Source organism: Frigoribacterium sp. CG_9.8, assembly GCF_015751965.1.
Classification (GTDB): Bacteria; Actinomycetota; Actinomycetes; order Actinomycetales; family Microbacteriaceae; genus Lacisediminihabitans.
In genome coordinates, this window is the sequence record NZ_JADOVH010000005.1 from 214,596 (window position 1) to 235,886 (window position 21,291).

The 21,291-nt window shown below is 64.1% G+C and carries 23 protein-coding genes and 2 pseudogenes; 14 read left to right on the forward strand and 11 right to left on the reverse strand.

Translation table 11 applies throughout. The annotated features are described in order from the left end of the window. Positions 1–62 precede the first annotated feature (62 nt). Together IWX88_RS11815 and IWX88_RS14300 are read right to left on the reverse strand one after the other, a co-directional pair. Positions 63–314, reverse strand: coding sequence for a hypothetical protein (locus IWX88_RS11815; RefSeq protein ID WP_196830547.1), 252 nt, complete (start codon positions 312–314; stop codon positions 63–65). Positions 315–615: 301 nt separating this feature from the next. Then, a complete protein-coding gene (locus IWX88_RS14300) occupies positions 616–1,320 on the reverse strand; it encodes a Fur family transcriptional regulator (RefSeq protein ID WP_370568339.1) in 705 nt (234 codons plus the stop codon). On the opposite strand from IWX88_RS14300, the gene IWX88_RS11825 reads away from it, so the two are divergent. Beyond that, positions 1,234–2,217, forward strand: coding sequence for a zinc-binding dehydrogenase (locus IWX88_RS11825; protein WP_196830548.1), 984 nt, complete (start codon positions 1,234–1,236; stop codon positions 2,215–2,217). The genes IWX88_RS14300 and IWX88_RS11825 overlap by 87 nt on opposite strands. A 2-nt stretch (positions 2,218–2,219) precedes the next feature. Further along, positions 2,220–2,558 (forward strand): nitroreductase/quinone reductase family protein, encoded by a 339-nt coding sequence (locus tag IWX88_RS11830; RefSeq protein ID WP_196830549.1) that lies wholly within the window; start codon positions 2,220–2,222, stop codon positions 2,556–2,558. Here IWX88_RS11830 and IWX88_RS11835 read toward each other — a convergent pair. Then, positions 2,551–2,973, reverse strand: a complete 423-nt coding sequence (locus IWX88_RS11835) for a type II toxin-antitoxin system VapC family toxin (protein WP_196830550.1) — start codon at positions 2,971–2,973, stop codon at positions 2,551–2,553. The two genes, IWX88_RS11830 and IWX88_RS11835, sit on opposite strands and share 8 nt — an antisense overlap. Further along, entirely contained in the window at positions 2,970–3,236 is a 267-nt protein-coding gene (locus IWX88_RS11840) for a ribbon-helix-helix protein, CopG family (protein WP_196830552.1), read from the reverse strand. Before IWX88_RS11840 ends, IWX88_RS11835 begins: the two co-directional genes overlap by 4 nt. A 127-nt stretch (positions 3,237–3,363) precedes the next feature. Between IWX88_RS11840 and IWX88_RS11845 the strand changes: the two are divergent. The 3 genes and pseudogenes from IWX88_RS11845 (at position 3,364) to IWX88_RS11855 (ending at position 6,883) form a co-directional block, all read left to right on the forward strand. Continuing rightward, positions 3,364–5,115: pseudogene (locus IWX88_RS11845) on the forward strand (circularly permuted type 2 ATP-grasp protein). Continuing rightward, positions 5,109–6,038 carry an alpha-E domain-containing protein gene (locus tag IWX88_RS11850; RefSeq protein ID WP_196830554.1) on the forward strand — a complete coding sequence of 310 codons (930 nt, stop codon included), beginning with the start codon at positions 5,109–5,111 and terminating at the stop codon, positions 6,036–6,038. The pseudogene IWX88_RS11845 and the gene IWX88_RS11850 overlap by 7 nt, the downstream one beginning before the upstream one ends. Beyond that, entirely contained in the window at positions 6,035–6,883 is an 849-nt protein-coding gene (locus IWX88_RS11855; protein ID WP_196830556.1) for a transglutaminase family protein, read from the forward strand. The genes IWX88_RS11850 and IWX88_RS11855 overlap by 4 nt, the downstream gene beginning before the upstream one ends. A gap of 20 nt (positions 6,884–6,903) precedes the next feature. On the opposite strand, the gene IWX88_RS11860 is transcribed toward IWX88_RS11855, so the two are convergent. After that, positions 6,904–8,220, reverse strand: coding sequence for an MFS transporter (locus IWX88_RS11860; RefSeq protein WP_196830558.1), 1,317 nt, complete (start codon positions 8,218–8,220; stop codon positions 6,904–6,906). Next, the gene (locus IWX88_RS11865; RefSeq protein WP_196830561.1) at positions 8,217–8,642 is read right to left on the reverse strand and encodes a MarR family winged helix-turn-helix transcriptional regulator; all 426 of its coding nucleotides are present in this window, start codon (positions 8,640–8,642) and stop codon (positions 8,217–8,219) included. The genes IWX88_RS11860 and IWX88_RS11865 overlap by 4 nt, the downstream gene beginning before the upstream one ends. A gap of 159 nt (positions 8,643–8,801) precedes the next feature. Here IWX88_RS11865 and IWX88_RS11870 point away from each other — a divergent pair, with 159 nt between their 5' ends. Further along, the gene (locus tag IWX88_RS11870; protein WP_196830563.1) at positions 8,802–9,674 is read left to right on the forward strand and encodes an alpha/beta fold hydrolase; all 873 of its coding nucleotides are present in this window, start codon (positions 8,802–8,804) and stop codon (positions 9,672–9,674) included. 55 nt (positions 9,675–9,729) lie between these two features. Here the strand turns inward: IWX88_RS11870 and IWX88_RS11875 are convergent. Further along, a pseudogene (locus IWX88_RS11875) lies at positions 9,730–10,593 on the reverse strand (alpha/beta fold hydrolase). Positions 10,594–10,681: 88 nt separating this feature from the next. Here IWX88_RS11875 and IWX88_RS11880 point away from each other — a divergent pair. From IWX88_RS11880 to IWX88_RS11890, 3 genes are read left to right on the forward strand one after another with little or no spacing between them, the layout of a single operon-like run. Then, entirely contained in the window at positions 10,682–11,242 is a 561-nt protein-coding gene (locus tag IWX88_RS11880) for a TetR/AcrR family transcriptional regulator (protein ID WP_196830565.1), read from the forward strand. A gap of 57 nt (positions 11,243–11,299) precedes the next feature. After that, positions 11,300–12,349, forward strand: coding sequence for a biotin/lipoate A/B protein ligase family protein (locus IWX88_RS11885; RefSeq protein ID WP_196830637.1), 1,050 nt, complete (start codon positions 11,300–11,302; stop codon positions 12,347–12,349). 60 nt (positions 12,350–12,409) lie between these two features. Further along, positions 12,410–12,718 carry a hypothetical protein gene (locus IWX88_RS11890; RefSeq protein ID WP_196830645.1) on the forward strand — a complete coding sequence of 103 codons (309 nt, stop codon included), beginning with the start codon at positions 12,410–12,412 and terminating at the stop codon, positions 12,716–12,718. Positions 12,719–12,776: 58 nt separating this feature from the next. Here IWX88_RS11890 and IWX88_RS11895 read toward each other — a convergent pair whose 3' ends face one another. Further along, positions 12,777–13,064, reverse strand: a complete 288-nt coding sequence (locus IWX88_RS11895; RefSeq protein WP_196830567.1) for a GNAT family N-acetyltransferase — start codon at positions 13,062–13,064, stop codon at positions 12,777–12,779. 69 nt (positions 13,065–13,133) lie between these two features. Between IWX88_RS11895 and IWX88_RS11900 the strand changes: the two genes are divergently transcribed. Beyond that, on the forward strand, positions 13,134–13,985 hold the full coding sequence (locus IWX88_RS11900; protein ID WP_196830569.1) for a site-specific DNA-methyltransferase: 852 nt from the start codon (positions 13,134–13,136) through the stop codon (positions 13,983–13,985). A 70-nt stretch (positions 13,986–14,055) separates the two neighbouring features. On the opposite strand, the gene IWX88_RS11905 is transcribed toward IWX88_RS11900, so the two are convergent. Next, positions 14,056–15,972, reverse strand: a complete 1,917-nt coding sequence (locus IWX88_RS11905) for an MDR family MFS transporter (protein WP_231369212.1) — start codon at positions 15,970–15,972, stop codon at positions 14,056–14,058. 388 nt (positions 15,973–16,360) lie between these two features. Here IWX88_RS11905 and IWX88_RS14100 point away from each other — a divergent pair, with 388 nt between their 5' ends. Continuing rightward, on the forward strand, positions 16,361–16,924 hold the full coding sequence (locus tag IWX88_RS14100) for a M15 family metallopeptidase (RefSeq protein WP_370568340.1): 564 nt from the start codon (positions 16,361–16,363) through the stop codon (positions 16,922–16,924). On the opposite strand, the gene pgm is transcribed toward IWX88_RS14100, so the two are convergent. Next, the gene (gene pgm / locus IWX88_RS11915) at positions 16,912–18,546 is read right to left on the reverse strand and encodes a phosphoglucomutase (alpha-D-glucose-1,6-bisphosphate-dependent) (protein WP_196830573.1); all 1,635 of its coding nucleotides are present in this window, start codon (positions 18,544–18,546) and stop codon (positions 16,912–16,914) included. The genes IWX88_RS14100 and pgm overlap by 13 nt on opposite strands. Positions 18,547–18,641: 95 nt before the next feature. Here pgm and pheA point away from each other — a divergent pair, with 95 nt between their 5' ends. From pheA to IWX88_RS11930, 3 genes are read left to right on the forward strand one after another with little or no spacing between them, the layout of a single operon-like run. Continuing rightward, positions 18,642–19,589, forward strand: a complete 948-nt coding sequence (gene pheA / locus IWX88_RS11920; protein WP_196830575.1) for a prephenate dehydratase — start codon at positions 18,642–18,644, stop codon at positions 19,587–19,589. 34 nt (positions 19,590–19,623) lie between these two features. Further along, the gene (locus IWX88_RS11925; protein ID WP_196830577.1) at positions 19,624–20,049 is read left to right on the forward strand and encodes a hypothetical protein; all 426 of its coding nucleotides are present in this window, start codon (positions 19,624–19,626) and stop codon (positions 20,047–20,049) included. Next, a complete protein-coding gene (locus tag IWX88_RS11930; RefSeq protein ID WP_196830579.1) occupies positions 20,046–20,330 on the forward strand; it encodes a hypothetical protein in 285 nt (94 codons plus the stop codon). The genes IWX88_RS11925 and IWX88_RS11930 overlap by 4 nt, the downstream gene beginning before the upstream one ends. Here the strand turns inward: IWX88_RS11930 and IWX88_RS14305 are convergent. Continuing rightward, a complete protein-coding gene (locus tag IWX88_RS14305) occupies positions 20,308–21,288 on the reverse strand; it encodes a diacylglycerol kinase family protein (protein WP_196830581.1) in 981 nt (326 codons plus the stop codon). The two genes, IWX88_RS11930 and IWX88_RS14305, sit on opposite strands and share 23 nt — an antisense overlap. Positions 21,289–21,291: the final 3 nt, after the last annotated feature.

Below are 21,291 nucleotides of genomic sequence, written 5' to 3' on the forward strand. Positions count from 1 at the left end.
CGACACCTGCGCGCCGTACCGCGACGCGAGTGCGCGGTACGGTGGCCGGTAATGGGCAGCAATTACCGGGAGATGTAGCTGCCGGCCGACGTTGCGGATGCGATGGCGTCGGAGACATAGCTGCCGCGGGAGCGGTCGGCCGTCGCCACGCGCTCGGAAACGGTCACGTAGCCACCATCCTCGCGGTGCGCCGACCGGGCGGTGCTCAGGGAGACGTAGGAGTCGGAGGCCAGGTGACTCGCGGCTGCGACATCCTGCGGCTCGCTCGGCAGGTCAAAGAGAGCGGAGAGGTTGATTTCGTGTGTGGTTGTCATGGTGATGTCCTTCGATTGGTGAGTCTTGCGGGTGGAATTTTTGATGGAGTGGATATCGGGCCTGCGACTGCGACGAGTGATGCCTGTGGGTCGCTCGCGGCCCTCGGCAACTCCCCGCAACAGGTCATCTCGCGCACGAGACAGAAGTTCTGTGCAGGGTGAGAAGACCGCGGCCGTTTCCTGGTCGACCGACCAACGACATCACGATGTGTCGGGATGGCCTGTTGCGGTCGCCAATGAAGGCTGCGAGCGGATGCGCTATTGCTCCGATGGAAAATACCGGCAAGGCGCGGGTCTGGCGCTACGCCGTTTCTTCGAGCGCTGGCTGCAGCTGGCAGCTGGCGCAGATGCCGGTAAATGTGACTTCAGCGGCGAGAACGGTGAATCCCGAAACGTCGGACGGGGTGAGGCAGGGAGCCGCACCGATCACACAATCGACATCGTTCAGATCCCCGCACTGAACGCAGAGAATATGGTGGTGGTTGTCTCCGACCCGACACTCGAACAGTGCGGGCGAGCCCGCTGGGTCGGTACGACGCACTAGACCTGCGGAGGTAAACGCTGCCAGCACTCCGTACACGGCTTGCACAGAGGTTGTTGGTAGTTCGCTCCGAACGCGAGCAAAAACATCTTCTGCGCTGGAGTGTGGGGCATCCTGCAGCATTGCCAGCACGGCCAACCGCGGCGCGGTGACCTTCAGTCCGGCGGCTCGTACGGAGACTGCCAGGCTGGCCGACTCTCCGGAACCCGAATGCATCATGGATCCAACGACAGCAGTTGTTTTGAATAAGTCAAATGTCGGTCTGGCGGCTTTGGTGGTGGGCAAGATTTCCAGAACGGCATCCGATCCTCCAACGCCTGCTCGGCAGGCCGCATCACAGCCCGAACCGGCGGTGCGAGACGATAGCGTAGACGGATCATGCCGACGAAGATTCCCGCCGACGCTCCCGCGCTTATCGTGCCCGAGTTTGGCCGCATTGAGCTGGGGCGACGCCCCGTCGCGCATCCGGGACCGGGGAAGGTGCTCATCCGCACTGACTTCACGGGCGTGAGTGTCGGTACTGAGATGCTGGCCGCCACCGGGGAGCGACCCTCTTGGGGCCCGGCACCATTCACCCCCGGCTATCAGGGCGTCGGCCATATCGTCGCGTTTGGTGATGGAGAAGAGCGACACGGCCTCACGCTCGGTGAGGCGGTCGCCTGCTTCGGCGATGGTACCCATGGCGCGTACTTCGTCGCAGACCTCGAGCTGACGTATCCAATCGAGGAGACTGATTCGTACCACATGGCCGCCCTGTTCGTGCCAGCTGCGGTCGGCCTCAATGCCATCGATAAGGCCGGGCTCGAGAGTGGCGACACCGTGCTCGTGCTCGGGCAGGGGCTGATCGGGCAGGCAACGGCAATGCTCGCACGCGACCGTGGTGCCTATGTAGTGGTGTCCGAGGTCTCGCCGGAGCGCCGGGCCATCTCCGCTGCGCACTGCGCCGATCGGGTGATCGACGGCTCAGCCGGTTCGCCGTGGTCGCAGCTGCAGCCCGACTTTCCCGACGGATTCGACATGGTGATCGAGTCCACCGGCGTAGCGGCGCTTATCGACAGTGCGCTCGAATGCTTGCGCTTCGAGGGCACCATGGTCTTCGAGGGCGTCTATCCCGACCAGGTCTCCTTCACCTACGAACTCGCGCATGAACGCCAGATCAATGCTGTGTTCCCGTGGTTCATCGGCACCTCCGAAGTGCGCCGCACCGTGCTGCGCCGTATTGTCTCCGGTGAGCTCGACTTTGACCCGCTCATCACCAACCAGGTGAACTGGACCGAGGCTGACGCCACCTACCGGCGCCTCTTCACCCCGGAGCGCAACCATCTCAACGGAATCGTCATCGACTGGCGGGGAGCGGAATAACTATGCCTCTGCAGGGCAACTATGCACCGAGCACGTCCGATTGGGCGCGGGTCCAAGCCGAGCTGGTGGAGGCGACCAACGGCGCCGAGGGCGGCGAGATGAAAGGTATGCCTGTCACCGTGCTGACATCGGTCGGCGCGAAGAGCGGAATGTTGCGGAAGACCGCCCTGATGCGCGTCGAACACGAGGGTGAGTATGCCGTCGTCGCTTCACTCGGCGGGGCCCCGAAGCATCCGGTCTGGTATTTCAACCTCGTGAAGAACCCGCATGTCGAGCTGCAGGAGGGCTCGGGCCCAGCCGACAGCGAGATACGCGCCGGCGGGGAGGGCCACCTCAGCTGAAGTCGCGCGGGTCAACCCGGGTGAGACCGGGGATGCCGTCGAAGGCGTGGTCGGGCGAGACGATGGTGTCGATGCCGTAGGCGAGCGCGGTTGCCGCATGCACAGCATCCCTGCCCCGGATCATGGGGATGTGCTCGATCAGGTCGAGCGAGAGGTCGAGCACCTCGCGGTCGAAGAAGAGCAGGGTGCAGATAGCGGCGGCGCCCCGACCCTGCTGGGCTGACCGGGTGTGATCGCCACTTCGGCGAAGACGATGATGCACGAGCTCCTGAATCATCTCGACGCTCGCATAGGCCCGTCGATTGCCGCGACTCACCGCGGTGAGGACTGCTTGGCAAGGGAGGCGCCATTCGCTATCGATGCCGAGCGCGTAGATCGCGACGGCAGTGTCGAGCAGTATCGAATCGTCCTTCATGGGAGGTCTCGCAAGTAGTCGCGTTCGAAGGAGTCTTTGACTTCCTCCCACACGATCGGCTGGCCGGTAACGTCCGCGCTCGCAAACAGCCGCTCGAGCGCCTCTACTTTCGTCTGCTTGCTGCGCTTGAGCCGCTCATCGACCGCCTCGCGGATGAGGGAGGCCACGCTCTGCCGGTGCACCGAGGCCTCGTGCTCGAGTGCGGCGTACTGTGCGGGGTCGAGCAAGATCTGGACGCGACGTTCGAGGGTTGCCGTACACATACTGAAACATGTGTAGGGTTTCCCCTTTTTGGGCGGGCGCTGGGTGAATATCGACAGGGACCGGCCGGCACTGGGCGCGACGCGCGGTCGAAACAACGCTGCAACACGCGGGGCCTAAGGTAAAGCCATGGAAGGCCTGTTCGAGGGATACGCCACCCGGTCGGTGAAGGGTCGTAAGATCGGGTCGGCGCCATGGGATGAGATGTTCGCCGACCCGTCCACGGTGCGCGCGGCCTACCGTGAGATTCATTCCGCGCTTGCACAGATGACGCAGGATGAGCTGCGCGGCCGCACGGATGCCCTCGCCAGTTCCTACCTTGCGCAGGGCGTCACGTTCGACTTCGCCGGCGAGGAATGACCGTTCCCGCTCGACGCTGTTCCGCGGGTGATCGAGCTTGCGGAGTGGGTCACCGTCGAAGCCGGGATAAAACAGCGTGTTCGCGCCCTCGAGGCCTTTCTTTCCGACATTTACGGCGCTCAGAACGCGGTGAAGGATGGGGTGATCCCCGCCGCTCTGGTGAGCTCCTCGAGTCATTTCCACCGGGAGGCCGCTGGCATCCATCCGGCTAACGGCGTGCGGATCCAGGTCTCCGGTATTGACCTCATCCGTGATGAACAGGGTGCCTGGCGTGTGCTCGAAGACAATGAGCGCGCGCCGTCGGGCCTGAGCTATGTCATCTCGAATCGCCGGGTGATGGCGCAGACCCTCCCCGAACTGTTCGTCTCCATGCGGGTGCGTCCGGTGGGGGACTATCCGCACAAGCTGCTCCAGGCTCTGCGCGCGAGCGCACCGGAGGGGGTGGATGACCCGACCATCGTCGTACTCACTCCCGGTGTCTACAACTCAGCATATTTTGAGCACACCCTTCTCGCCCGACTGATGGGGGTCGAGCTGGTGGAGGGCCGCGATCTGTTCTGCTCGAGCGGTCGCGTGTGGATGCGCACAACATCCGGCCCGACGCGTGTCGATGTGATCTATCGCCGGGTCGACGACGAGTTTCTGGATCCGCTTCAGTTTCGTGCGGATTCGATGCTTGGCAGCCCCGGTCTCCTGCTCGCGGCTCGACTCGGCAACGTGACCATCGCCAACGCGATCGGCAACGGCGTGGCCGACGACAAGCTCGTGTACACCTACCTGCCCGATCTCATCCGGTATTACCTCGGCGAGGAGGCGATCATCCCCAATGTCGATACCCGGCGGCTGGAAGATCCGGCATCGCTCGAGGAGGTGCTTGACCGTCTCGACGAGCTCGTCATCAAGCCGGTGGACGGATCGGGCGGCAAGGGTCTCGTTGTCGGTCCCGCTGCCAGCCCCGCCGAGCTCGAGAAGCTGCGCTCGACCCTGCTGGCTGATCCGCGTGGCTGGATTGCGCAGCCTGTGGTTCAACTTTCGACCATTCCCACGCTCGTCGAAGATGGCATGCGCCCGCGGCACGCCGACCTGCGCCCGTTCGCGGTAAATGACGGCAAGGATGTCTGGGTGCTGCCCGGTGGCCTCACCAGAGTCGCGCTTCCCGAGGGTGAGTTCGTGGTCAACTCCTCGCAGGGCGGCGGATCGAAAGATACCTGGGTCGTGGGCGAGAACCCGCTGCAGGTGCTGCGCCACTCCATCCAGGGTCTGGTTGCCGACCAGGCCACAGCAATGGATGCCGTGCCGATCATCAACTCCGAGGTGCACCATATCGACCAGGCTCCGCGCGACCGCACGCTCGGCCAGGCGCAGCAGGAGCAGCAGCAGCAATCCGGGTGCGCCTCGCAATCCGGGCCATTACGGACAAACCGGGCTGGCATGCCGGCCCCGATTGTCCGAACTGGCCCGTCATCCGGCAGCGGCAGCCCGGCATCCGGGTGCCCCGAGACGGAAGTCAGCCCGTGCTGAGCCGCATCGCCGAAAGTCTGTTCTGGATCGGGCGATACATCGAGCGCTCCGACGGCACTGCGCGCATCCTCGATGTGCACCTCCAGCTGCTGCTCGAAGACCCGTGGATCGAGGAGGATCTCGCCTGCCGCTCGCTCCTCAGCGTGATGGGCAGCCACGTGCCGGAGGATCGGGTGCTCACCCGGCAGAGTGTGCTCGAGATCCTTGCCGTGGATCGCTCCGAGCCGGCATCCATCGCCTATTCGCTCGGTGCGGCCCGGGAGAATGCCCGGCGGGCCCGCGAGATCGTATCGAGCGAACTGTGGGAGTGCCTCAACACCACCCGGGCACGGATGCCTCGCAAAATCGCCGCCGACAAGGTGCACGAGTTCTTCGGCTTCGTGCGGGAACGTGCCGCGCTCGCCATCGGTATCATCGAGTCGGCGACGAGCCGCGATGAGGCCTGGCAGTTCTTCACTCTCGGGCGCTCGATCGAGCGCGCGGATATGACCGCGCGACTTCTGGCGACCCGAAGCCTCACCGAGGCGAGCGGACCGTCGTGGACCACTATCCTTCGATCCTGCGGCGCCTACGAGGCCTATCTGCGCACCTATCGGGGAGTGCCGAGCGCACGCAATGCGGCCGAGTTCCTGCTGCTCGATCGGCTGTTCCCGCGAAGCATCCTCTTCTCGGTACGTCGCGCCGAAATGTGTCTGTGTGATATCGAGCCGCGCACCGACCGAGTCGGGGTCTCCGACCAGGCTCAGCGATTGCTCGGGCAGATCCGCAGCGAGCTGGAATACCGTCCCATCGCTGAGATCCTGGAGGATCTCACTCTGCACATGGACAGCGTGCAGGCCGCCACGAGCGCGGCATCCGAGGCCATCCGCCAGCGCTACTTCCTGACCAATGCCGCGCCGAGCTGGGTCGGTGAGAACACGTGAATAGACTTCGTATCACCCATTTGACCGGCTTCCATTACGGCGGAGAGGTGACGGCAAGCTACAACGAGGCGCGGATGCTTCCCGCCAGCGGCGTCGACCAGCTTGTGCTGTATTCCCATCTCGAGATTCTGCCGATGTCCGCCCAGCACGGCTATGTGGACTACTGGGGAAGTCGGGTGTCGTCATTCGAGGTGCTCTCCCCGCACACCGAACTCTCGCTCACGGCGACGAGCCTCGTCGAGGTGCGGCCGCGCGATCATGCCGAGCATTCGATCAGTTGGGCCGACCTTGCCGAGGCTGCGGAACGCGCCACCGAATACGTGGAGCAGCGCCGGCAGACCAGGCGAACCGAGCCGCCCGCTGAGGTGATTTCTCTCGCGCGGGAGATCGCCGACGGCACGGGTGATCTGTGCGCAGCAGCCCTTGCCATTTGCGTGAAGATCGGCGAGAGCGTGGAGTATCGGCAGGGTGTCACGGGCGTGCACACGACCGCCACGGAGGCGTGGGCACACCGCACAGGAGTCTGCCAGGACATCGCCCACCTCGCGCTCGGTGCACTGCGGTCGGTCGGCATCCCGGCCCGGTATGTGTCTGGCTACCTGCATCCGAAGCCCAACGCGGCAATCGGCGAGACCGTCGCGGGTGAATCTCATGCCTGGATCGAGTGGTTCTGCGGCCATCAGTGGCGCGGATTCGACCCGACCAACCAGATCGACATCGGAGACCGTCACGTGACCGTCGGTCGAGGCCGCGACTATAACGACGTGCCCCCGCTGCGTGGCGTCTACGCCGGCCCGTTCAAGTCGGCGCTGTTCGTCACGGTGGAGATCACCCGCGAGAGCTGACCCGCGCAGGGCAGGCTGGGTCAGCCTTTTTGCGCGATGGCCTCTGCTGCCGCGAGCTCCGCTGCTGCGAGCTCCGCTGCGCGCGCGCGGCCGTCGTGGGACACGCTCAGCCGCCGCCGCGAGTAGTGCACACGCAGGTGCTGGTACTTCACGAGCCAGAGCAGGCCGACGATAGTCGCCACGATTCCGGATGCTGCGCCAACGCCGAGTGCCCACCGCGGCCCGAACTCATTGGCAACCCAGCCGACGAATGGGGCGCCAATCGGAGTGCCGCCCATGAAGATCGCCATATAGATGGCCATCACCCGGCCGCGCACCGGCGCTGGCGTGGAGAGCTGTACGGCACCATTTGCCGTCGTCATCATGGTCTGTGACGCGAGACCGACCACCGCAAGAACGGCGGCAAAAGCCCAGTAGCTCGGCATGAGGGCAGCGGCGGTGCAGGCGATTGTGAACACCGCGGATGCCACGAACAGGAATCGAAGCCGCGGCTTGTCCCTGCGCGCCGAGAGCAGCGCGCCGATGACGGATCCGATTGCCATCACCGAGGAAAGCACCCCGAACGCCGCGGCGCCCCGGTGGAACACCGTCGTCGACATTGTCGAGATGAAGATGGGGAAATTGAGGCCGAAGGTGCCGATGAGGAAGACCATGACGAGGATCACCATGATGTCGGGCCGCGATCGCACGTAGCGGAAACCTTCCACGAGGTTGCCCTTCTTCGCTTTCGCACGCGGGGAATGCTGCAACTCGCCGACCCGCAGGAACATCAGCGAAAGTAGCACCGCGCCGAACGATCCGGCATTGATCAGGAAAACCCACCCGGCCCCCACAGCGGCGGTGAGGAGCCCGGCGACGGCGGGTCCGATCATCCGCGCCGCACTGAAGGATGCCGAGTTGAGGGCGACTGCGTTGGAGAGGTTTTTGCCGCCGACCAGCTGGGAGACGAAGGTCTGGCGGGCTGGCGCATCGAACGCGGCGACACAGCCGAGGAGCGCGGCGAACACGTAGACGTGCCAGAGCTGCACCTGGTTGGTCACGGTGAGGATGCCGAGTCCCAGCCCGAGCGCTCCCCCGGCCGCCTGCGTGGCCATGATGATCTTGCGCTGGTCGAAGCGATCTGCCACCAGGCCGGTGAGGGGCAACAGCAGCAGCTGAGGTCCGAACTGCAGTGCCATCACGAATCCCACGGCTGCGGCATCGTGGTTGGTGAGCTGGGTCAGCACGATCCAGTCCTGGGCAGTGCGTTGCATCCAGGTGCCCACGTTGGAGACCAGTGCTCCGGCCGCCCAGACGCGGTAGTTGAAACCGCTCAACGAGCGGAACGTTGCGCTCACCGGTCAGCCAGGTCCCGCAGGATCGGGGCGACCTCGCGCAGCATTTGACGCTGGTCGGATGGCAGCGCATCGAGTCGGGTCGTGAACCAGGCATCGCGACGACGGCGGGTCTCGCTGATGAAAGCGCGACCGGAGGCCGAGAGGTCGATGCTCACCTTGCGAGCGTCATCCGGCGCGGGCTCCCGAGTCACCAGGTCGAGTTGCACCAGGGCATTGACGGTGCGGTTCATGCTCGGTGGTGTCACCCGCTCGTGCTCGCTGAGCGACCCGAGAGTCTGGGTGCCGTTCTTCGACAGAGCGAACAGCACGGCGCGCTGGCCTTCTGTCACGTCATCGTCGGCCTGCATGGAGCGGATGCGGCGGGCCAGCCGCTGGATCGTCAGGCGCAGGTCCTGGTCGTCGCTCAGATTATCCGGTGCCATATTGCTTAGCATAGCTTATTAGTCATGCTAAGGAGTGTGGCCACTTCGGACTCGTGCCGGGCTCGCGGCTCGTGCATGTGGGCGTGCGGTTCAGCCGCAACCCGCCCTCGCTGCCTCTACACTGAAGCACTCGCGAACAGCGCGCTGCAAGGAGGCCCGATGGTCCAGTTCACCGCCGTACGGCAGGAGCGCACGTTCGTCGATTCCGATGGCGTGACGATCCACTTCCTCCAGTGGAAGGCGGGCAAACCGATCGGCGTCGTGCAGATCGCGCACGGCCTCGGCGAGTACGCCGCACGCTACGAAGAGCTCGCCCAGAAGCTCGTTGCCGCCGGGTATTCCGTCTATGCCGATGATCACCGCGGACACGGCCAGACCGGTCTCGGGCAGTGGGGCGGCGACCACTCGCAGCTCGGCAAGCTCGGCCCGGGGGGCATCCGTTCGACCATCCGCGCGGTGCGGGAGCTGCTGCCGATCATCCGTGACGAGAATGGAGGGCTGCCCCTCGCGCTGCTCGGCCACAGCTGGGGATCACTCATCGCGCAGTCGATCATCAATGAGCATGCGGACGACTATCAGGCGCTGATACTCACCGGCACCGCCTACCGCACCCTGATTCACATGAACGGGGGTGACCTCGCCAAGAAGCACGCCCACCTCGGCACGACCGGATACGAATGGCTGAGCCGTGACCAGTCGGTGGGGCAGGCATTCCTCAACGATCCACTCACCTTCAAGGCCAACGGCATGAAACTGTTCGGGGTGAGGGACAGTCTTCGCCTGCTCGGCCGACCGGCGAGGAATCTGGCCCACGACATCCCGGTGCTCATTCAGATCGGTAGCGAAGACACTCTCGGCGGGGTGCGCAGCGCGCAGTTACTCGCGCAGGACTACCTCACCCGGTCGAAGCTCAGCGATGTGAAACTGATTATCTACACGGATGCTCGCCACGAGATCTTCAATGAGACCAACCGCGACGAGGTCTACGCCGACACGATCGGATGGCTCTCCTCGCACTTGATGGTCGAGTAGTTCGCACCGCCAGCAGGGGCGTCTCACTCGTCGAGCCCCACTACTTCGGGACCCGCTACTTCGCGAGGAATGCGAGCAGTGCGGCGTTAACCTCTGCATAGTGCGACCAGAGCATGCCATGCGGGGCACCCTCGATCTCTACATACTCAGCCGATGGTAGTAACTTGACGAAGACGCGGCCGGTCGAATCGATCGGGAGCACGCGGTCGGCAGTGCCGTGAACGATCAGCGTGGGCACGTCGATCTTCGGGATGTCGCCACGGAAGTCTTCGAGCCAGGTGGGCTGCGCGGCGACCGAGGCGTAGAACGATGAACCGGCAGCAATCGACTGGCTCACGTCGACGACCTCCTGGCTCACCCGGCTGCCGAGGTTCTCATCGAGGTTGTAGAAGTTTTGGTAGAAGCCGGTGAAGAACGCGGAACGGTCGGCCTTGACCGCATTGCGGATGCCGTCGAACACCTCCTGCGGTACCCCGGTCGGGTTGTCGTCGGCCTTCACACGAAAGGGCTGGAGTGAGCCAAGGAAGGCAGCCTTCGCGATGCGGGTGGTCCCGTAATTGCCGATGTATCGGGCTACCTCTCCGGTGCCCATTGAGAAGCCAACCAGCACGACGTCGGTCAAGTCGAGGGTGTCGAGCACGACGTCGGTCAAGTCGAGGGTGTCGAGCACGACCCTGAGGTCGGCGGCGAAGGTGTCGTAGTCGCAGCCGACGGTCAGCTGAGTGGATTTGCCGAATCCGCGACGGTCGTAGGTGATGACACGGTAGCCGGCCTCGAGCAGCACGGTGCTCTGTTTCTCCCATGACGATCCGTCGAGCGGATAGCCGTGGATCAGCACGACCGGCTGGCCCGATCCGTGATCTTCGTACTAGAGCTCGATGTTCGAGCTGTTTTCGGTTCCGACGGTGATCGTCGACATGACCAATTCCTCGCGTAATGTGAGAACGATCGTTCTCATTGATCCCAACTTAGAGAACGAACGTTCTCAAAGCAACTAAGATTGCTGAATGGTCGATGAGCACGTGCGGGAGCGGGTGTTGGATGCGGCGGACCGCCTCTATTACGCCCGCGGCATCCAATCTGTGGGCATGGATGAACTGCGGCTTGTCTCCGGTGTCTCGCTGAAGGGCCTCTACGGGGTATTCCCGTCGAAGGCCGCGATCGTGCTCGAGGTGCTCGACCGTCGCCACGCGCTGTGGACGCACGGCGTGACCGAGCGAGTCGCGCGCGAGACGGCACCTCGCGAAAAACTGCTCGCAATCTACGACTTTCTGGCGGACTGGTTTCTTGATGACACTTTTCGCGGGTGCGGGTTCATTAATGCCTTTGCGGAGCTGGGGTCGATAGCTCCCGCAGTGGCGCAGCGTGCCCGGGAGCACAAGGCGGGATTCCAGGAGTACGTGGCCCGTCTGGTTGCCGCTGCTGGCGCGGACCCGGCGTTGGCACCCCAGCTTTCCATTCTGGCCGAGGGCGCCCAGACCACGGCGGCGATCGCTGGCACCGGGGAAGCCGCCGGTCATGCGCGTCGTGCTGCCGGCATCCTCATCGATGCCGCGATGCCGGCGTGAAGCCCGCGCTCGCCACCCGAGGCCTAGGCTGGAATCCGCTCGATGAAAGGCACAGTCATGCACGGTGAGTACAAGGTTTCCGGCGGCAAGCTCGTGGTCGTCGACCTCGACGTGATCGACCATCGAATCGCCAACTTCCGGCTCGCCGGCGATTTCTTCCTCGAACCGGACGGCGCGCTGGCACTGATCAACGAGGCGGTCAACGGCCTCTCCGAAGACAGCGACGCCAGCGCGATCGCGTTCGCGGTGCAGGGCGCGCTGCCCCACAACGTCATAATGCTCGGATTCTCGCCGGATGCCGTGGCGGTAGCGGTGCGACGCTCACTCGCGAATGCCACCAGCTGGACCGACTACGACTGGCAGTTCATCCACGGTGCCGCGTATCCGCCCGTGCTGCAGATGGCACTCGACCAGGTTCTCTCGGAGGAGGTCGGCGCCGGGCGCCGCAAGCCGACTATGCGCATTTGGGAATGGAATACGCCTGGCGTCGTGATCGGCAGCTTCCAGTCGGTGAAGAACGAGGTCGACCTCGAGAATGCGGCGAAATACGGCTTCCAGGTGGTTCGCCGGGTGAGCGGTGGCGGGGCAATGTTCATGGAGGCGGGCTCTGTGATCACATATTCGATCTACGCGCCGACCGATCTCGTGCACGGCATGACCTTCGCCGACTCCTACGCTTTTCTCGATGAATGGGTGATCACCGCCCTCAAGTCGCTCGGAATCGACGCCTCCTACCAGCCGCTCAATGACATCACGAGCCCGAGCGGCAAGATCGGCGGCGCAGCGCAGAAGCGGCTCGGGACCGGTGCCGTGCTGCACCACGTGACCATGAGCTACGACATGGACGGTGACCGCATGGTTGAGGTGCTGCGTATCGGTCGCGAGAAGATGAGCGACAAGGGCACAAAAAGTGCGAACAAGCGAGTGGATCCGCTGCGCAGCCAGACCGGGCTGAGCCGGGCCGCGATCATCGAGCGTATGGAGCAGACCTTCACGCGGCTGTACGGCGCGACACCGGATGACGTCACCCCCGATGAGCTCGCCCGCGCTGAGCAACTTGTCACAGAAAAATTTGGCACAGAGGAATGGCTCTATCGAGTGCCGTAACGCCACGATATCCACCTCGAGGATGACTCGACCGACAGCGGTGTCACGTAACCTTGTCGGGTGAACTGGTGGATTTTTGGATGCGTGGTCGTCGGCCTTGTGCTGTTCGGCATCCTCGGCCAGCGGTTCGGACTCATTGACATCGTCGGTAAGACCAAGTCCCGCAGTGCCGGAAACGGCGCAGGACTGATGGGGATCGGTGACGAGATATTTGCACCGGCCCGGCACGAGGCTGCGATCGAACTGGATCGCCAGACCATCCTGCCCGCTCCGGCTCCGCTCGCCGGAGATCCGGTGCGGCCGTCGCAGGAGGCCGGCATCTACCGCGGTCGCGTGACCATCGATCTCACCCGCCCACCCCGCGGTTAGCACGCCACCCCCGGCCACCGCCCGGAAACAATCACCGGGCGGGAGCGCGGAAGAGAGCTCAGGTGCGCTGCTCGAGCGCCTGGTACTCCGGATGGCGCCTCAGCCAGGTCACGACGTAGGGGCAGTCGGCGACCACACGGTAGTCGGTTTCGGCTCGAATGTGATCGAGCACCGCCTGTACCATCTCTGAGGCGAGCCCGGTGCGGCGCATCGATGGCTCGATCTCGGTATGGGTGATGTGGATGTCGTGGTCAACGAGCCGGTAGTCGGTGAGCCCGACTTCGACGCCGTCTGTGGCGAAGACATAACGGTTCTGTTCGGGGAGATGGTGTACAACATCTGACATCACACGAGACTACGGTCGGCGACCGGGCGTCGCAAAGAGGGTGGTGTGCGTGTGCGGGAGAATGTGCAGATGCGCACCGACTGGACTCCCGAATCACCGCACCGCGTGATCCATAGCGACAACCTCCTGGCCATCGCCGGCCTGCCCGACGGCGTCTTCACCCTGATCTACCTCGATCCGCCATTTAATACCGGGCGCGCGCAGGCCAGGCAGTCCACGACAAGCGTGCGCTCCGCATCCGGTCCGATTCGTGGGTTCAAGGGGCAGCAGTACGAGCGCATCCGCGGCGACCTGATGAGCTACGACGATCGTTTCGAGGACTACTGGACTTTTCTCGAGCCGCGCCTCGCCGAAGCCTGGCGGTTGCTCGCCGATGACGGCACCCTCTACCTTCATCTGGACTATCGCGAGGCGCACTACGCAAAGGTGCTGCTCGACGCGCTATTCGGCCGCGAGAACTTTCTCAACGAGATCATCTGGGCCTATGACTACGGGGCCAAGTCGAAGAGCCGTTGGCCGGCGAAGCACGACACGATCCTCGTCTATGTGAAGAATCCACGGGGGTACTACTTCGATTCGACCACTGTCGACCGCGAGCCCTACATGGCTCCGGGTCTCGTGACGCCGGAGAAAGTGGCGCGCGGCAAGCTCCCGACTGATGTCTGGTGGCACACCATCGTGTCGCCAACGGGACGGGAGAAGACCGGCTACCCCACGCAGAAGCCCGAGGGAATCCTGCGCCGCATCATCCAGGCCTCGACGCGTGAGGGCGACTGGGTGCTCGACTTCTTCGCCGGCTCAGGAACGACCGGTGCGGTCGCTGCATCCCTCGGTCGCCGTTTCGTGCTCGTCGACGAGAGTGCGGATGCCCTTGCCGTGATCCGCGCGCGACTCACGAAGGCGGGTATCGCGTTCGAGTGACGTGCCAGCAGCGCTCGGCCGGCTCACTGTGCAGCCGCCGCGATGGCACCCGGGCCATTCGCCCGGCGGTTCACCGTTTCGGAGCTGCTCCGAGTCGATAGTCGGCCGAGGCATCACCCGGTCGTCTGCCCCCACTCGTATCGGGCTCGAGGGGCGCGCCCATCATCTCGGCGGCTCGCGTGGCGAGAATTGCGGCGTCTTGCTCGGCGACCTCCTGGATGGCGGATTTCTCGCGAAGTGGCGTCGCCTTGAGGAAGAAGCTGAGGATGAATGCAGCGGAAACCACGATGAGGCTCACCCAGAATCCACTCACCATCGCGTCCGAGAAGCCGCTGAGGAATGGCGCAGCGAGAGCGTGGTTGGCGTTGGTGAGGAACGAGGTGTTGCCGTCGAGCGATGCACTTGCTCCACCACCACTGGTGCTGCCGGGGGTGATTTTCGCGAGGACACTGTCGACGACCTGTGCGCGCGCTGTGCCATTCGAGAGATCGACCTGCGAGGGAAGATTCGACTTGATCGGGCCGACGATCGAGTCGTAGATCTTTGACATGATTGCCCGGTTGGCTGGCGCATTTGCAATCGCCGGGTTGAGTGCCGCATCGAGTGCCGCACGGAGCGTGCCCGGGTTGGTGAAGTTTGCCTTGATGAAGCCGCCGACCGTGCTGAAGACCACGGAGAAGATGACCGCGACGCCGAGAGTTCCTCCGATCTGCCGGAAAAAAGTGGATGATGACGTCGCCACTCCGATGTCTCGCGGTCCAACCGAGTTTTGGCTTGCGATGGTGAGTGTCTGCATAAGCTGGCCGAGGCCGAGGCCCACAAGGAGCATCGCGCTGGCGAGCACGAGGTAATTCGTGTCCGCCGTAATCGTCGTGAAGATTAGGAATCCCGTCACCATGAATCCGGTGCCGATGATGGGAAAGATCTTGTAACGGCCGGTGCGGGAGATGAGCTGGCCGCTCACGATCGAAGAGATCATCAGGCCGAGGATCATCGGCAGCAGCTGGAATCCGCTCTCGGTCGGGGTGGAGCCCTTCACGAGCTGCAGGTAAAGCGGCACGGTGGAGATCGCACCGAACATGCCGAAACCGACGAGCACACCCAGGACGGTGGCGACCGAGAAGGTCGACGATCTGAACAGCGTGAGCGGAATGAGCGCGTCATCCCCCATCAGCTTCTCCGAGATGATGAACGCGATGATCCCGAGTCCGCCGGCGGTGTAGCAGGCGATGGCTAAACCTGATGTCCACCCCCAGTCACGCCCCTGTTCGGCAACGAGAAGCAGCGGCGCAACGGCGATGATCACGGTGGTGGCACCCCACCAGTCGATCCGCACCCGTCGGTTGATGCTGCGCTTCGGCAGATGCAGGAATCGAAGCACCATGGCCAGGGCGATGATGCCGATCGGGATGTTGATCAGGAAGACCCAGCGCCATCCGGTGATGAACAGAATGGATGGTGCGCCGGCGAAAAGACCGCCGATGAGCGGACCGATGACGCTCGAGATGCCGAAGACGGCCAGGAAGTAGCCCTGATACTTGGCGCGCTCGCGGGGGGCGAGCATGTCGCCCATGATCGCGAGTGGCAACGCCATGAGGCCACCGGCGCCGATGCCCTGGATCGCGCGGAATCCGGCAAGCTCCAGGATCGAGGTGGAGAAGCCAGAGGCCACGGAGCCGATGATGAAAACGGAGATCGCGAAGATGAACAGCGGGCGGCGGCCGAAGATGTCGGAGAGCTTGCCGTAGATCGGTGTGGCGATCGTCGAGACGATCAGATAGGCGGTCGTGACCCAGGCCTGCTGGCTGAGACCGTCGAGGTCGTCCGCAATGGTGCGGATGGAGGTTCCAACCACGGTCTGGTCGAGTGCAGACAGAAACATGCCGGCCATCAGGCCGTACAGCACGAAGAGGATCTGGCGGTGGGTCATGATCCCACCGGACTCGTGGACTTCCTTGGCCCGGGTTGCAGTGTCGGCACGTGACATGAATCCTCGATCTGTATGGCAAGGGGGCGTGTAAATAAAAATCGCCACCGATTAACACGCAATTATCAGCAGCAGAAAATATTGCGTAGTCTGCAAAGTTATACGCATGGCAAGCATTATGCAAGTCATACACAGCCAACTTCTGGGTGTTCTCACAGCTACTATCGGAGTCGTGCGTCACCGGCCTGTTCGCTCTGTCATGGCAGCGTTTGTCGTGCTTACAGTGCTGGTGCCGCTGTTCGCTTGCGCTCCTGATTCAGACAGTGGTTCCACGGCGCGGTCGACCGTGGCTGCGCCAACAAATGCGGCTCACCCTTCCCGTACACCGACGCCTTCGTTCTTCGACAGGTCCGCACTCTCGATCGATGATCCGACCAGCATCTGGCTGGTGGTCGACAAGCTGCGGCCGCTCCAACCGGCCTCGTTTGCTCCGTCCGACCTCGTCGAGACGCCGCTACCGCATCTCAATCCGCCTTCCCTGCGTGCCGAAGCTGCGAACGCGATGATTGCTATGTTCGCTGCGGCGAGGGCGGAGGGTGCGGGCGCAATGCAGCTGCAGAGCGCGTACCGCTCCTATTCCCTTCAGGTGGAGATCTACGGTGGCTACGTCGCAAGTGCGGGCAAAACCGGCGCGGATTCGCAGAGTGCCAGGCCCGGTTTCAGCGAGCACCAGACGGGGCTCGCCGCCGATATCAGCGCCTTACCGCTCACCTGTGCGCTTGCCGCCTGCTTCGGCCAGACCCCGCAAGGCATCTGGCTCGCGGCGAATGCATACCGATTCGGGTATCTGCTTCGCTACCCCGCTGATAAAACTGCGGCCACCGGATACATCTATGAACCGTGGCACTTTCGCTATGTCGGGGAGTCACTCTCCACCGAGATGAAGCGCACCGGGGCAACGACGCTTGAGGAGTTTTTCCACCTGCCAGCAGCGCCGGCCTACGCGCCCTGACCGTTCAGTGCCGCGTCCACGATCGACTTCGCCTCGGCTTGCACGAGCTTCAGGTGCTCTGCCCCGAGGAACGACTCGGCGTAGATCTTGTACACGTCCTCCGTGCCGCTCGGGCGGGCCGCAAACCAGGCGTTTTCGGTGACGACTTTGACACCGCCGATGGCGGCACCGTTGCCCGGCGCTTCGCTGAGCTTCGCGATGATCGGTTCGCCAGCGAGCACGGTTGCCGTGATTGCGGAGCCGTTGAGTTTGCTGAGCGCGACCTTCTGCGCCTTAGTCGCCGCGGCATCAACTCGCTCATATGCCGGTGAGCCGTATTTCTCGGTGAGTTCGGTATAGAGCTGGCTGGGGGACTTGCCGGTGACCGCGATGATCTCGCTTGCGAGGAGGGCGAGCAGGATGCCGTCCTTGTCGGTGGTCCACACGGTGCCGTCCGTGCGCAGGAAACTCGCCCCGGCGGACTCCTCACCGCCGAAAGCGACGGAGCCATCGACGAGCCCGGGTGCAAACCATTTGAAGCCCACCGGCACCTCCCAGAGTCGTCGCCCGATCGACTCGGCGACCCGATCGATCATCGAGCTGGAAACGAGGGTCTTGCCGATCGCGGCATCCGCGCTCCACTGCGGACGATGACTGTAGAGGTACTGGATGGCGACAGCCAGGTAGTGGTTCGGGTTCATGAGCCCGCCATCCGGAGTCACGATGCCGTGCCGGTCGGCGTCGGCATCGTTGCCGGTGACCACGTCGTAGTCGTCCCTGTGCACCAACACGCTCGCCATGACGGATGCCGACGAGGGATCCATGCGGATCTTGCCATCCCAGTCCAGCGTCATGAATCCCCACTGCGGATCCACTCCGGGGCCCACCACCGTGAGGTCGAGACCGTAGCGTTCGGCGATGGCGCTCCAGTAGTGCACGCTCGCCCCGCCGAGCGGATCCGCGCCGATGTGCACGCCCGCCTTCTTGATCGCCGCCATGTCGATGATGTTCTCGAGGTCGTTCACGTAGGTGCCCCGGTAGTCATAGGTGCCGACTCCGGAGGGCTCGGCCCGCTTTACTGCGCGGCTGCCCTCGGCGATGATCTCGTTCGCTCGGTTCGCGATCCAGTTGGTCGCATCGCTGTCCGCTGGACCACCGTGCGGCGGGTTGTACTTGAATCCGCCATCGCGAGGGGGGTTGTGACTCGGGGTCACCACGATCCCGTCGGCCTGCGGCTCGCCCGCTGCGATGTTGGCGTTGTACCGGAGGATCGCGTGGCTGATGGCGGGGGTGGGCACGAAGTCGCCGAACTCGTCGACCAGGGCATTCACCCCGTTTGCCGTGAGCACTTCGAGCGCGGTCGTCTCTGCCGGACGGCTGAGAGCGTGGGTGTCGCCGCCGATGAAGAGCGGCCCGGTGATGCCCTGACCCGCGCGGTACTCCACGATGGCCTGAGTGATGGCCGCGATATGGGTTTCGTTGAAGGCGCGGTCAAGGCTGGATCCGCGGTGCCCGGAAGTGCCGAACGCCACTTTCTGCTCGGCGATGCTCACGTCAGGAACCAGTGCGTAATAGGCCGCGAGCAGTGCGTGCACATCGATGAGGTCGGAAGTCTGGGCCCTCTGGCCGGCGCGAGCATTCATGGGGCAAGTCTCGCACCCCGGGCAATTCTGTCCGGTCGCTAATGCATAACTCCTGCAGTGAGAGCCGGGCCAGCAGAGCCAATAAGCTCGGCGCTATGCCGCATCCGACGAACCTCGACGATACCTACTCCTATCTGGGTCCGGCCGGAACCTTCACCGAGGCCGCGCTCGCCCAGGTGGCGGATGCCGCTGGCAAGACCTGGCAGCCGGTCAACAACGTGGGACAGGCTCTCGACGACGTCGTGTCGGGGCGCAGCACCGCGGCCATGATCGCCATCGAGAACTCGATCGAGGGCGGAGTCAGCGCAAGCCAGGATGCGCTCGCCAACATCCCGAACCTGCGCATCATCGGCGAATATCTCGTGCCGGTGAACTTCGTGCTCGTGGGCAGGCCGGGCACGCGGTTGCAGGATGTGCGGGTCATCAATGCGCATCCCGTGGCCTACGCCCAGTGTCACCTCTGGCTCGACGACGCCCTGCCAGACCATGGCCATCTTCCTGCCACTTCCAATGTTGCGGCTGCGGCGTCGCTGCTGTCGGATACGACGGCGGATGCCGCAATCGCACCCCCCGGGATCACCGGCCATTACCCGCTCGATGTGCTTGCAAGCGAGATCGGCGACAACCCGAACGCCGTCACCCGCTTCGTGCTGGTAAGCCGCACGACCCGCCTGCCAGAGCCGACCGGTTCAGACAAGACCAGCGTGATCGTGGAGTTGCCGGATGACACGGCGGGGCGGCTGCTCGAGATGCTCGAGCAGTTCGCCACTCGCGGAGTCAACATGAGCCTGCTCGCCTCCCGGCCGATCGGTGACGCTCTCGGCCGCTACCGTTTCGTGATCGACCTCGACGGTCACATCCACGATGAGCGGGTCGCGGACGCCATGCTCGGACTCAAACGTTTCAGCCCCAGGGTGATCTTCCTCGGCTCCTACCCGCGCGCCGACAAAATGCCGATCACCGTGACACCGCGCTATGACAATGCGGCCTTCACCGAGGCGCGTGGCTGGCTCGACGGGCTGATCGGTGGCGGCACGGCGTAGTCACGCATCCTCGGTGATCGGCAAGGATGTAGGGATGGAGAACGAATCGCCGTCGATTGATCCCCGGTATCGGCCGGAGTTCCAGCGTGGGTACAACGGCGCTGAGGTGCCGGTGCGCCCTGTGCCGATTGAGGGCGAGCGGTCTCCTTCAGAGGGGATCACGGCCGAATCCCCGACCGAAAGCGGCCCGCTGGTGATGGAGTCCGAGCCCGCACCGCGGCGGCGCAATCCCTACTTCCTCGTGATCCCGCTCGCTGGTGCCGCCGCTATCCTGCTGGGGGCGTGGCTGACTGTTTCCCAGTGGATCACGAACTACTCCAACCAATCCGAGTCCTCGACTGCCTCGCAGAGAAGGTTTGTCGGCGTCATCATCTATGCGTTCTCGAGCCCGCTCATCACCGTCGGCCTCGCCGTTCTCTTCGGCTTCGTGTTTTGGCTCGCCCTCCGCAGGCGCTCATGAGAACGTCGGAGCGGGTGCTGGGCTTCGCCACTGTGATCCTTATCGCAACGGTGATCGTGCTGTGCTGGGGGATTTCTTCCACCCAGCAGAGTTATGACACGAGTGGCAGTGGTGCGGGAATGCCGTGGCCGATCATCTGGGTGCGGATCGGCACGTCGGTCGCGCCGATTTTCGCCCTCGTCGGCCTCGCCTCTGCGGCCGGGCTGCTCTTCCTGAGGGCGGTCCGCTGGACCGACACACCAGCAGAATACGAGGAACCTACGCCGGAACCTTCACCGTGAGTGCACCGGCGTCCAACCAGGCGTGCACGGACTTGGCTTCACCGAACTCGTCGCCGTCGAGCTGGAACCCCTGTGGCTGCTCCACCGTCATCCGCAGGTCGGTTCCGGTGGCGTAGAACACATCTTTCACATCCTTCGTGAGGTCGATGATCGACCGGCCGAGTGCGCTCTTACGCAGTACGCCGTTCTCCCAGGTCACCTTGTTCCACACCTTCAGCCAGCCGAAGGGCCCGCTCGGCTTGAGCGCGGCGATGTCGAGGATACCGTCGTCGGGCTTCGCATCCGGCATGAGCAGGATGCCCCCGGGCAGGCTCCCGCAGTTGCCGACGATGATCGTGTGGACGCTCGTCGTGCGCTCCGGTGCCCCGTCGATGCTGAGGTGCAGTTTCACCGGCTTGAGGTCGGGAATGGCGCGCATTCCGGCATCGATGTAGGCGAGCCATCCGACCGCCTTCTTGAGCTTCGGGTTGGTGAGCGCGATCATCTTCGCGTCCAGTCCCAGGCCGGCCATCACGACGAAGGTGTGCTCTTCGGAGCTGCCGTCTGCCCGCTCAATCTCTGCGATTCCGAGGTCGATGCGACGATCCGTGCCAGTGAAGGCGGCGCCGATCGCTGCGATTTGGTCGGTGAGGGGCAACGCGAGGTTGCGGGCGAGCAGGTTGCCGGTGCCACAGGGGACGATCGCGATCGGCACCCCGGACCCGCGCAACGCTTCGGCCACGGCGCGAACCGTGCCATCGCCGCCGGCAGCGAGCACGACGGCCGCGCCGTGCTCGATGGCGGTCTTCGTCACGCTCTGCCCGGCATCCTCCACTGAGGTGGGGTGCCACTGGGTCGTGCCCCAGCCCGCCGCAGCCTCAGCCTCCGCGACCTGCGCTTCGAGCTTCGGCAGGTCCACTTTGATCGGGTTGTAGATGACAGCGGCGTGGCGGTCCGGGAGCTGCGGGGCGACGGTCACGTG